15 protein-coding genes are annotated in these 12,148 nt (G+C 35.1%); 2 read left to right on the forward strand and 13 right to left on the reverse strand.

The window, feature by feature from the left end; genetic code table 11:
- Nucleotides 1-67 precede the first annotated feature (67 nt).
- From J7604_RS19065 to J7604_RS19120, 12 genes are all read right to left on the reverse strand, one after another.
- Nucleotides 68-751 carry an OmpH family outer membrane protein gene (locus J7604_RS19065; RefSeq protein WP_293899199.1) on the reverse strand — a complete coding sequence of 228 codons (684 nt, stop codon included), beginning with the start codon at nt 749-751 and terminating at the stop codon, nt 68-70.
- A gap of 32 nt (nt 752-783) precedes the next feature.
- Complete coding sequence (locus J7604_RS19070) at nt 784-1,317, reverse strand: OmpH family outer membrane protein (protein WP_028979923.1); 534 nt, start codon at nt 1,315-1,317, stop codon at nt 784-786.
- A 4-nt stretch (nt 1,318-1,321) separates the two neighbouring features.
- Nucleotides 1,322-3,850, reverse strand: a complete 2,529-nt coding sequence (gene bamA, locus J7604_RS19075; RefSeq protein WP_293899205.1) for an outer membrane protein assembly factor BamA — start codon at nt 3,848-3,850, stop codon at nt 1,322-1,324.
- Nucleotides 3,850-4,599 (reverse strand): isoprenyl transferase, encoded by a 750-nt coding sequence (locus tag J7604_RS19080; RefSeq protein ID WP_293899207.1) that lies wholly within the window; start codon nt 4,597-4,599, stop codon nt 3,850-3,852. The genes bamA and J7604_RS19080 overlap by 1 nt, the downstream gene beginning before the upstream one ends.
- 64 nt (nt 4,600-4,663) lie before the next feature.
- The gene (locus J7604_RS19085; RefSeq protein WP_293899210.1) at nt 4,664-5,377 is read right to left on the reverse strand and encodes a DUF6089 family protein; all 714 of its coding nucleotides are present in this window, start codon (nt 5,375-5,377) and stop codon (nt 4,664-4,666) included.
- 11 nt (nt 5,378-5,388) lie between these two features.
- Nucleotides 5,389-6,333: a DUF6089 family protein gene (locus J7604_RS19090; RefSeq protein WP_293899213.1), complete on the reverse strand. Its 945-nt coding sequence runs from the start codon at nt 6,331-6,333 to the stop codon at nt 5,389-5,391.
- 109 nt (nt 6,334-6,442) lie between these two features.
- Complete coding sequence (locus tag J7604_RS19095) at nt 6,443-7,318, reverse strand: NAD kinase (protein WP_293899216.1); 876 nt, start codon at nt 7,316-7,318, stop codon at nt 6,443-6,445.
- Between the two features lies 1 nt (nt 7,319).
- A complete protein-coding gene (locus J7604_RS19100; RefSeq protein WP_293899219.1) occupies nt 7,320-7,985 on the reverse strand; it encodes a CBS domain-containing protein in 666 nt (221 codons plus the stop codon).
- Complete coding sequence (locus J7604_RS19105; RefSeq protein WP_293899222.1) at nt 7,982-8,740, reverse strand: alpha/beta hydrolase; 759 nt, start codon at nt 8,738-8,740, stop codon at nt 7,982-7,984. Before J7604_RS19105 ends, J7604_RS19100 begins: the two co-directional genes overlap by 4 nt.
- A 52-nt stretch (nt 8,741-8,792) precedes the next feature.
- Nucleotides 8,793-9,365 carry an aminodeoxychorismate/anthranilate synthase component II gene (locus J7604_RS19110; protein ID WP_293899225.1) on the reverse strand — a complete coding sequence of 191 codons (573 nt, stop codon included), beginning with the start codon at nt 9,363-9,365 and terminating at the stop codon, nt 8,793-8,795.
- Nucleotides 9,362-9,892, reverse strand: a complete 531-nt coding sequence (locus J7604_RS19115) for a CvpA family protein (RefSeq protein WP_293899228.1) — start codon at nt 9,890-9,892, stop codon at nt 9,362-9,364. Before J7604_RS19115 ends, J7604_RS19110 begins: the two co-directional genes overlap by 4 nt.
- An 8-nt stretch (nt 9,893-9,900) precedes the next feature.
- Nucleotides 9,901-10,353 (reverse strand): GatB/YqeY domain-containing protein, encoded by a 453-nt coding sequence (locus tag J7604_RS19120; protein ID WP_293899231.1) that lies wholly within the window; start codon nt 10,351-10,353, stop codon nt 9,901-9,903.
- A 77-nt stretch (nt 10,354-10,430) separates the two neighbouring features.
- On the opposite strand from J7604_RS19120, the gene J7604_RS19125 reads away from it, so the two are divergent.
- Complete coding sequence (locus J7604_RS19125; protein WP_293899233.1) at nt 10,431-11,144, forward strand: pyridoxine 5'-phosphate synthase; 714 nt, start codon at nt 10,431-10,433, stop codon at nt 11,142-11,144.
- Between the two features lie 3 nt (nt 11,145-11,147).
- The gene (locus J7604_RS19130; protein WP_293899235.1) at nt 11,148-11,912 is read left to right on the forward strand and encodes an alpha/beta fold hydrolase; all 765 of its coding nucleotides are present in this window, start codon (nt 11,148-11,150) and stop codon (nt 11,910-11,912) included.
- Here the strand turns inward: J7604_RS19130 and J7604_RS19135 are convergent.
- Complete coding sequence (locus J7604_RS19135; protein ID WP_293899238.1) at nt 11,904-12,131, reverse strand: DUF2905 domain-containing protein; 228 nt, start codon at nt 12,129-12,131, stop codon at nt 11,904-11,906. The genes J7604_RS19130 and J7604_RS19135 overlap by 9 nt on opposite strands.
- Between the last annotated feature and the right edge of the window lie 17 nt (nt 12,132-12,148).

Raw genomic sequence — 12,148 nt, forward strand, 5'->3', positions numbered from 1 at the left:
TTTAGTAAAACAGAGGTAAATAAAAAAAGCCTCACTGGGAGGCTTTCTTTTATTTGATTTAGATTACTTATTTCTTTTTTACCGGAGCGCCTGATCCAGCTGGTTTAGTTTCAGCTGGCTTGGGTTGAGTTGTACCTGCACCGCCTGTTCCTGCGCCGGTCCCCGTTCCAATCCCAGTATTATTATTAGCATCTGTTGCACCTGGCGCAGGAGGTGTTACTCCTAGTTTCTTAAGTACAAGATCAGAGATATTATCGTCTTTGCTTTTTGCATACAGGATAATAGCAGATCCTCCATAATCAGCATGAGTGCTGAATATATAAGAGTAATTATTTTCTTCAGCTACCTGATCAATTGCCTTTTGAATTTTCTCAAGAACTGGCTCCAACAGAGAGACTTGCTTCTTTTGAAGACTGGTTTGCGCATTTTCTTCAAATTGCTTTATAGAATTCTGCATATTCATCAATTCCTTTTCCTTATCTTCTTTTATAAGATCTGTAAAAAGATTTGCCTGAACACCTTTTTGGTAATCCTGAAGCTTTTTCTCGTATTCACTATATTTGCTTTGCAATTGGGCCTGAAGTTGTTTTTCATAATCTTTCAACTCAGATTCGATCTTTTTTGCCTCTGGCAATAAGCCTAATATATAATCAAGGTTAGTGTAGCCTAATTTCAAATTTGATTGTGCACTGGCAAAAAAATTTCCAGCAAAGAATATCAAAAATGCAGTAACGAATAGTTTTGTTTTCATGTCGTAAATATAATAGAAAATTTGATTTAAGGTTATTTTTCCGCCGTGTCATTAGGATCACCTAAGCCTAATTCTTCAAGCACATAATCAGTATAATCATGAATAGGATTGGTGTATACCATTACCAGATCTCCGGATTTATCAAATATTATTTGAAGGCTTTTGGCTTTGGCTACTTTTTCTACAGCTTCAAATACCTTATCCTGGACTGGTTTCATCAACTCCTGTCTTTTTAAGAATATCATTCCCTCAAAACCGAAAATCTTCTTTTGATATTCTTTGATGGCTTTTTCTCTCCCCGCTAAAGTATCCAGACGCTCCTTCTTCATATCTTCAGTAAGCAAAATCTCTTCTGCTTTAAAGTCCGTTTGCATCTTTTCATACTCCTTTTTCATCTTTTCTATGTCTGCCTGCCACTTGGAAGAGAGCATGTTTAATTCCTTTTCAGCTTTTGCATATTCTGGTAATTTCTTCAGAATATAGTCACTATCAATATAGCCGAACTTCTGAGCATTTACGCTAAGTGTAATCAGGCAAAGTAAAAATAACACTCCTAAAGTTCTCATGTTTTTAGCGGATTTGTTGTCCGATGGTAAAAGTAACTTTACTTCCTTTATTTAATCCTGGGACTGCATCAAAACCATATCCCCAATCAAGACCAATCATACCAAAAGCTGGCATAAAAATTCTCGTACCAACACCTGCAGATCTATATACCTTAAACGGATTGAAGTCCTGGAAATTGTTCCAGTTATTCCCACCCTCAAAGAAGCCCAGAACAAATACAGAAAGTGCAGGACTTAAATTTACCGGGTATCTGATTTCTGCGACAAACTTGTCAAATATCGTTCCTCCTTGAGGAACGGGTTTAATAACATTGTCTTGATAGCCTCTTAACCCTATGATATCTGAACCTAGCAGGAAATTATATCCTGTAATACCAGAACCTCCCATGATAAACCTTTCAAAGGGTCCAATTCCTGTAGATTTTTTGTAGGATCCAATAAATCCTAGGTGCGCTCTCAGGTTTAACACAAGGCTTCTTCCTCCTGGTTTTCTTGGAGGTATCAGAGGGACAAACCAGGATTGATCAACCATCCATTTATGAAACTCAATCCATCTGTATCTCTCCTGACTGGACAATTTCGGATTTTCGTAATTTACACCATTAAACAATGAATATGGAGGAGTGGCTGTTATTGTTAAGTTAAGATTTGAACCTCCTGTCGGGAACGTAAAATCATTAACACTATTTCTTGAAATAGAAGTAATGAATGAGAAGTTGTTTGCATATCCAGTAGTAAAACCAATTCCTCCGATTCCATAAGCTGAAGAATAATTATCTAAGTCATACTTTACAAAGGAAAGAGAATTACTTAATGAGAAGTAATCATCCGGCCATTTCAATTCCCTACCCAAGCTCACTGTTGCTGCTGTTACATAGAGGTGTCCAGCGTTATATTTTCCTGTACTGCTATTATATAGATTTTGAGCTGACCTAGACAAACTGATAGAGAATGATTGAGGCCTTCTTCCTCCAAGCCATGGCTCGGTAAATGAAAGTGAATAAGTTTGATATGCTCTACCATTTGCCTGAAGACGCAAAGCTAATCTTTGTCCATCTCCTGCAGGAAGCGGACTCCATGTTTTTGGTTTGGATAAATTTCTGGCAGAGAAATTATTAAATACAAGTCCTAAAGTACCAACAAAACCAAAGTAACCTCCCCATCCTCCTGAAAGCTCAATCTGATCACTTGGTTTCTCTTCTACTGTATAATGAATATCAACTGTACCTTCCTGAGGGTTTGGTACAGGATTCACACCAATGGTTTCTGCATTGAAATATCCTAACTGCCCTATTTCTCTTTGTGATCTGATAAGGTCAGCCCTGCTGAACTTCTGACCTGGATAGGTTCTAATTTCGCGCAACACGACATGATCATGTGTTTTCGTATTTCCAGACACAGTTACATTTTTTATTGTAGCTTGTGGACCTTCATAAATACGCATTTCTATATCGATAGAATCACCATTAATAAGTACCTCTACAGGATCTACACTGAAGAATAAATATCCATCATCCAGGTATAAGGAACTGATATCTGCTCCACTTGGATTATAATTTAATCTCTTCTGCAGATTTGCAAGATTATATACATCACCTTTGTTAATGGCTAATATTCGGCTAAGAGTTTTATCATCATAAATAAAATTTCCTGTCCATGTGATATTTCCAAAATAGTACTTTTTACCTTCATCAATATCCATCTTTATATTGACAGATTTGTGGTTAAGTTTATATATGGTATCAAATGTTATTTCTGCGTCTCTATAACCTTGAGAATTATAATATTCAATTACATTCGCTTTATCCTGTTCGTATTCTTTTTTAAGAAGTTTGGAAGTCGTGAAAAGCTTATACCAACGCTTTTCTTTGGTCTTCTTCATTTTCTTCTTTAATTTCTGATCCTTAAAAGCTTCATTTCCGTTAATTATGATATTGCGGATTCTAACTTTGCGTTTTCTATCTACATTAATTTTTAGAATAACACTATTAGCAACTACTGTATCTTTAACTTGAGTAATAGTAACCTCTGTATTAAGAAACCCCTTGTCTAGATAAAAATCCTTAACTTTCTTCTGGGCATTTTTTATCATAGCATCATTGACAATTTTGCCTTTGGAAATGCCGATCTTTTCGCTAAGATCTTTTTCATCATTTTTCTTTACCCCTTTAAACACAAAGCGAGAAAGTCTAGCCCTTTCTTTCAACTTGAAATCAAGGAATATCTTTCTTCCTTCTACATTCTGAACTGAGACCTCTACATCTCCAATGAGCCCTTGTTCCCAAAGCTTTTTTATTGCATTGGTAATATCTTCACCTGGAATTGTTATTGGATCTCCAGTTTTCAAACCAGTAATAGCAATAACTGCCTGTGGATCCAGAAACTGAATACCACTTACGGTTATTCCTCCGATAATATACTGCTCGGGGTTAGAATAGCTTGGGTTTATATACTCCTTCTTAATTGGTTGGGCCAACAGAACCGAAATAGGAAATAGGATACTTATTAGTGCAATTAAAAAAAATCTTTTCATTAAACTTGTTTCAGTTGTTCGCTGATCATTCCAAATCTTCTTTCTCTCTTTTGAAAAGAGAGCACTGCATTATACAAATCGCCCTCTCTAAAGTCGGGCCATAAAATATCTGTTATATAAAATTCTGAATATGCAATTTGCCATAACAGAAAGTTACTCACTCTAAACTCACCACTAGTTCTAATTACTAACTCTGGATCTGGAATGCCTGCTGTTGAAACACAATCAGAAATCATCTCCAAAGTAAGGTCTTTCGACTTTAATTCGTTTCGTTCCACCTTTTCTAAAAGCTTCCTAGTAGCTTCCAAAATATCCCATCTACCACTATAACTCAGAGCTAACGTCAGAGTAAGCCCTGTATTGTTTTTAGTAGCATTAATTGCTTCTGATAATTCCTTCTGACAGGAAACAGGCAGGTCTTTAAAATTTCCGATAGCAGAAAGGCGGACGTTATTTTGATTTAATTGCTTTACTTCTCCTTTGATTGTTGAAACGAGAAGTTGCATAAGGGCATCCACTTCCTCTTTGGGTCTGCTCCAATTTTCAGTGGAAAATGCATACAGAGTAAGATACTTAACCCCAATTTTTGCACAAGCTTCTGTTGCTTCTCTTACAGAAGTGATAGCACTTTTATGACCGAAAATTCTGCTTATTGCTCCCTTTTTCTTCGCCCATCGGCCATTACCATCCATAATAATAGCAATATGCGCTGGAATTTTGGTCTTATCAATTTGTTCAATTAAGTTCATCTACCTTTGGCCCAATGAGAAAACCAAAGGTACGAAATGATTCGACTTTTGAAAAATGAAATACTTATTTATGATAAATAGCAGGACATTTGACGCTGTAAAAGGTGTAGCTTACCGTTAAACCTGTGTAATAATACCAATCTGTTTTTAAAATATCCCCAGTTCTGCGGTAGTTTATAGTACCTTCCCTTACACCATCTAGGTAATCTGTAAATGTTTTTCTTGCCACAAACTCTCCGCCAAGATTCCAATGTTCACTCAACTGGAATTTGAAGCCGAGACCAATGGGAATTGCCACATTGAAAAAGCTATTCCCAGTACCAAGGTCTTGTTGAGTATTGAAAAATGCAATACCACCTGTAAAATATGGAGTAATCCTAGATGAGCTCTGAGCTTTTCTTGAATCTTTAGGAGCTCTGAAATTAAAAAAATTATATTCCAAAATAGCTGACACCTCGGTGAGATTATTTTTAAACTCACCCTGTCTGTAATTAGCAACAGGGTCTTTTGATTTCAATTCAGAACCATATATACCTCCAAAACTAAAAGCTCCCCTTAGGGCAACAACCGGGCTAAAATTAAGTCTGTAAAAAATCTCCGCCCCTGGACGATAGAATAGTGGATTGAATTTTCTTGCAAGTTCTCCTGTATAATTGAACCCTCCAGCTCCTAATCCAATTTCATGGACCTGAGCGTTAACATTAGCAACTGAAACTCCTATAAAGAGAAAAATAGCAGAAAGAATCCTTCCTGCTATTCTATTTTTTTTTCTATTCAAAGTTTTATTTTTTATCTGAACTTAGGACAAACAACTCTTGGAGGAATAATGTAAGTCAAATGAAAACCAGTTACAATATACCAGTCTTTATTCTTATCACCTCTTTGATCTCCTGGATTTGACACGCCTCTTATTCCAATCAATTTGCCATTTGAATCAAATTGCAATCTTTCTTGTTCTCCAAGCTTTGCAAATAACTGTGGATCTCTACCAACTCCACCTTCCAGCGTTCTATTTGCCATTGCAGCTGCAAGATTTGTTTCAGGGTCTCCTTTATCTACATAATAAGAACTTACATCATCCAGATAATCTGTAAATGTATATCTCCATCCTAACTCAAATGCAAGATCTAGCTGTTTCGATAATTTATACCTCACACCTAAACCAAATGGAATTGCAACCTGATTTAAAGAATAAGATTTACCTTCTGTTTGCAATTTATTTAAAGCAACATATTTACCACCAAATGCATCAGGGCTTTGAGCTTTGGGATTATGATGAAAATATGCGATACCGATAAATCCATAAGGTGTAAAATCTGCACGTCTTACATATTTACCTCTATGCCCGATCAGATCAATAACCGCATCTACTTTTACCTCAAGAATATCATTTCGCATTGAAAGATTTCTTGCTCTTCTGAAAAGATTTTTATCAGTATAGTTTGCACTTTTATCATCACTTCCTTTTATTCTCCCATAAGAAATAGCTCCTCTCAATGAAAATCTCGGATATAGCCTCGCTAGTCCTTCAATACCAAAGTTGGGCCTTGTTAGCCTTATGCCTGGCCTGGCAAAACTTGGACCCGGATCCAATTCGCCCACGTAGTTCATTGCATTAAGTGTAACTCCAACACTATAATAGCGATTTTTCTTATTGAACTCTTGGGCAAATGACTCCTCCTTGAAAAAGGAAACTAAAAATAATAAAAGTCCTAATTGTAATAACTTTTTCATATCCTATAAGAGTTTAAAACTCAATAAATTTCTTGCAAGAAATAAAATTAATTCGATTATTACGCTAAGTTAACAATTAAAGTCAAATTTTTCTTATTAAAATAAAAAATTAATTCCTTAAATCTAAACCCCAATTAAGCTTATTTCTAAGTGTCTGAAAATAATTATACCCTTCTAACTCAACAATTTTAGCTTTAAACCTCTCCCTTCTCACTGTCAATTTTGTTTTAACAGGTACTGATTTTGATCTGGAATCGAGTGAAATAAGAAAATTCTTATTTCTTGCTTCTATTTCAAAAGAAAGAACGCTGCTATCCGGAACAATCATTGGCCTTACATTAAGATTATGAGGACTAACCGGAGAAATGATAAAATTGTTTGTACTTGGCATAACTAAAGGTCCGCCACAACTTAGAGAATAGCCAGTGGAACCCGTGGGAGTTGAAATTATTAATCCGTCCGCCCAATAAGAATTTAAATATTCACCATTTATATAAGTATGAACCACTATCATAGAAGAGATATCTCTCTTCAGTATAGCGAATTCATTCAGAGCAAAGTTCACACCATTAAATAGGTCAATATCTGAATCCAAATGAATCAAAGTTCTTTCTTCAAATTTATAGGTATGTTTATAGATTGAATCTATTGCCTGTAAGATTTTTTCACGAGGAGTTGTAGCTAAAAATCCTAAACGCCCTGTATTGATTCCAAGAAGTGGTATTTGTTGAGGTCCGGCAAATGAGACAGATTCCAAAAAGGTTCCATCTCCTCCAATACTAAATAAAAAATCGGTTTCTTCTAATTCCTCATGGCGGCTATAAATATGGGCACTATTATATTTAATACCTACCTTATCGAGAAATCCTGAAAAATTCTTATAAACCTGAATTTCAGACTCCCTTGATTTAAGGTTATCAAACATTTCCTGGATGAAAGGAATAGCGTCATTATTGAAGGTTCTGCCGTGAATTGCAATTTTCATTCTAAATATTCAGATACTTAAACAGTAAATCAAGTCTTTCTTTATCGTGACTTGTCAGTTCATTTTCCTGAAAATTAGCAATTATTTTATAATCATACCTTTCAAAAGTCGCAATAATTCTTGTTAGGTCTGTTCTATTTAATTTGAGGGTGAGTTTTATTTTATTCGGATCTAATTCATCATTAGAAACAAATGAACTTAGTACTTTTGCATCATTTGCTTCCACTAACCTGCTTATCTGAGACAATGAATAGTCTTTATCCTGCATAGAAAGCACGATGATCCCCCCAGGCCCTTGAGTTGCAAACATTTGAGCCATAGCAAACGAGGTTTCATTTACAGAAATTACGCCTACAAATTTTGAATCATCACTAACTACAGGTACAATTTGTAATTTATTTTTAGATGCCAACTTAATAACATCATAAAAATGAGAAGACGGCTTTACCACCAACTCTTTATTAACCAACCTAATGTTTGAAATTGGCCCTGTGAAGTCATCTTTTTCATACAAAGCTTGTTCCTCGAGGAATCCTAAAAAATTATTATTCTCAACAACAGGCAATTGGGTTAACCTGAACTCTTCCATCCATTTCTTTGCTTTCTCTGCTGAATCAGAAACTTTCAATGGAGGAATCATCTGGTTTATTAGTTCTTCGGCAATCATACAGTAGACTCCAGGAATTTGTGAACAAAAGCATTAAACTTTTCAGGATTTTCCATCATTGGAGCATGTCCGCACTTATCGATAAATCTTAATTCAGAATTTTTAATTAATCGGTTGAACTCATGAGCTACAAATGGTGGTGTTATAGTATCATTTAGCCCCCAGATTAACAGAGTCGGTATTTTAATATTTGGCACATCTTTCGCCATATTGTGTCTCTGTGCAGATTTTGCAAGGGCAACAATATTCATACACTTAGGTATGCTTTTCGTAATATCAAAAACTTCTTTAATAAGCTCGTCAGTTGCAGTAGAAGGATTGTAAAAGGTATATTCCACCCTTTCCTTTACATATTCATAACTACCTCTTTTGGGATATGACCCGCCCATTCCATTTTCAAACAACCCAGAGCTTCCTGTCAAAACCAATCTTTTTACCTTTGATGAATTTTTCAAAGTATAATCAAGTCCTACATGTCCACCAAGTGAATTACCCAGTAAGGTTAAATCCGTTAACTGTTTGAAGTTGACAAACTTTTCTATAAAAGTCACTAAACCTTCAACACTTGCAGACCTAACAGGCATTTCATAAATAGGCATTAAAGGAATTATGACTCTGTAGTTAGAAGTAAATTCTTTAACTACTCCCTCCCAATTGCTTAGCGCTCCAAAAAGCCCATGTAGCAGTAAAAGAACTTCGCCTTTACCTTCATCAATATATTTGAATTCTTTTTCTTGCTTAACTGTAAAAGTCATGATGTGAAGATGTAATTTTATTAACGTGCAAATTAAAACAAAGTTTGAAATATTACTTTATCGTAAAGGACAAACTAAGCCAGTTTTGAATAATTTTTTCACCATTTTCGGATAAAATTGCCTCCGGATGAAACTGAAACCCATAAATTGGGTAAGTTGTATGCCTTATCGCCATAATCTCATTATTCTTTGATTCAGCTAGAACTTTCAGCGCTGGTGACAATTTTCCAAGAATTAAAGAATGGTATCGAACTATATTAAATTCATTATTAATATTTTCAAACACAGGATCCTTACACATTACTTTCAATAATGAAATCTTGCCATGCATAGGCTTACCCATTTTAACAATTTCAGAACCAAAAAAGTATCCGATTGCCTGATGACCAAGACATATACCCAATATTGGCTTGAGCATCCAATATTTTTCAATGATTGAAAGAAGTAGTTGTTGGTCTTTGGGATTTCCTGGACCGGGAGATAAGACAATTCCCGAGAAAGAATTCAAAACTTCAAGATCATTAATTTCATCTATGCGTATGCATTTACATGCAACTCCCTGCTTTTGAAAAAGATGAAGAAGATTATAGGTATATGAATCTAAATTATCAATCAGTACTATCAAGCCTTTTGGTTTTCAAGTATCTTCTTTAATGCTGGAAATATATCCTGAAATGGAATTATATAGCTGACAACATGGATTGCATTTGGTGCAAAAGAAGCGAGCACAGGGTAAGCAAATGATTTTTGCCCATATTTAGAAATAAACTCCAGCTTAGCTGCACTGGTCAACCAAATAAACATACTAATTATAAATGCAGTTTTTAAAACTCCCACAAATGCCCCCGCAGCACTGTCAAATGTACCAAGAAGTGTATAATCAAGTATTGATTTTAAGAATTTACCAAAAAAGTATATTCCGATAAAAACCAACAAAAAGATTATCGTAAATGTAACATAAGGAAGCATTTGGGGGAAATCTTTCATATATGGTTGCATCCAATTCATTCCTTCTTTGAGAAGTTTAAATGCAGACAACACTGCAATTATGAATGCAAGAAAAGTAACTATTTCCAATAACAGTCCTTTTTTATATCCAGCATATCCTCCCAGAGCGAGAATCAGAATAACTATTATATCAAAGATTTCCACTTTATTTCTTATTGACTCAACAATGATTTAACTAGTGCTGAAACAACTTTATTATCTGCAGTTCCTGCAAAGGCTTTAGTTGCAGCGCCCATCACTTTACCCATATCTCCAGGGCCTTTGGCACCAACTTCAGCAATAATTTCTTTAAGTTTTTCAGCTATTTCATCTTCAGAAAGCTGCTTCGGCAAATATTTCTCGATTACTGCTAATTCATCAAGCTCAATTTTTTCTAAATCAGCTCTTCCCTGTCCGGCATAAACTTCGGCGGATTCTTTTCTTTGTTTTGCTGCTTTTGTTAAAAGCTTAATTTCAGCATCTGTAGAAACCTCTCCTTGAGCACCTTTATCAGTTTCTGCTAATAAAATAAGAGATTTTATACTTCTTAATGCACGCAATTCATCTTTGTTTTTTGCGAGCATTGCCGATTTTATATCAGCATCGATTTTTTCTTTTAAACTCATCTTTTGAAATTTAATAGAATATTGAATTTATTTGTCGTCAAAAATAGTCAAATTATTTTTCAGAAAAAGAAAAAACAATGACCCGCTTAAGTGTAAATGTAAATAAAATAGCCACATTGAGAAATTCCAGGGGAGGTAACAATCCCGATTTGATCCAAGTGGCTTTGGATTGTGAACGATTTGGAGCTCAAGGAATAACAGTTCACCCGCGACCAGACGAAAGACATATCAAATATGCGGACGTTTATGCTTTAAAGGAAGTGATTAAAACTGAATTTAATATCGAAGGGAATCCCGAAGGAAAATTTATTGACCTTGTAAAAGAAATTAAGCCCCATCAGGTAACCCTTGTGCCTGACCCTCCTGGAGCTATAACAAGCAATGCAGGTTGGAATACAATAAAATATAAAGATTTTTTAAAAGAGGTGATCCGTGATTTTAAAGAATTTGGCATAAGAGTAAGTCTATTCGTAGATCCTTTAGAACAAATGGTTGAAGGAGCTGCAGAAGCTGGAGCTGACAGAGTGGAACTTTATACCGAACCTTATGCAAAAAACTTTTCAACGGATAAGGTGAAAGCTATTTCCGAATATATAGTTGCTGCCCAGAAAGCTACTTCTCTTGGATTAGGACTTAATGCAGGACATGATCTTGATCTTAAAAATCTAAAATACCTTAAAGACAATATCTCTAATCTTGATGAAGTATCTATAGGGCATGCACTCATTTGCGATGCTCTTTATTTTGGGTTGGAGAACACTATCCAAATGTATCTTAAAGAATTAAAATAAAGGATGAAATTATATTATAAAGAACTAGGATCAGGAAAGCCTTTAATTCTGCTACATGGATTATTTGGCTCTTCTGACAATTTATATTCTGTTGCCAAGGAGTTGGCTAAAAAGTATAAAGTATTTGTTATAGATGAACGAAACCATGGCAATTCGCCTTGGAGTGATGTAATGAATTATGATGTGATTGCAGATGACATTAAAGAATTTATGGAAGATCATTCCATAGAGAATGCTTTGATAGTGGGGCATTCAATGGGAGGAAAAGCGAGTATGAAATTAGCTCAGAAATATCCGCAATTGGTTAGAAAATTAGTCGTTTCTGATATTGCACCAAGATATTATGCGCCACACCACCAGACCATATTAGCAGGGCTGAATAACGTTAACCTTGAAACACTTGAAAGCAGAACAGATGCTGATACTCAATTGGCAGCTCATATTAAAGACCTACCTACCAGACAATTTCTGTTAAAGAATCTGGGCAGAGATGAAAATGGACAATTCAAATGGAAAATAAACCTGAGTGTAATCACAAAACAAATTGAATTTGTAGGTGCTGGAATTAATGATTCAGAAGTAATTAACACACCCACTCTATTTGTTAGAGGTGGCAAAAGTGATTATATAAAACTCACTGATGAACCAATTATTAAAAAGATATTCCCAAACTCAACGTTAAAAACAATTGAAGGCGCAAGCCACTGGATTCATGCTGAAAAACCAGCAGAATTTATCAATCTGATTCTTGAGTTTGATTCAGAATAATTTTCTTATGACGAACAGGATAAACGAAATAAGTATACTGAGTAAAATACTTGTAGCTAAGGGAAAATAGAATGACCAGTTTTTTCCTTTAATAGCAATGTCTCCTGGGAGTTTGCCAAGTAAAGGTATTTTATCAGAAAACAATAGTATCAACCCTATTACGATGAAAATTATACCAACTATAATTAATCCTTTTCCTAATCCTTGGAACTCACTCATTAGTTCAGCAGTTTAAA

Source organism: Sporocytophaga sp. (assembly GCF_017745095.1).
Lineage (GTDB): Bacteria > Bacteroidota > Bacteroidia > Cytophagales > Cytophagaceae > Sporocytophaga.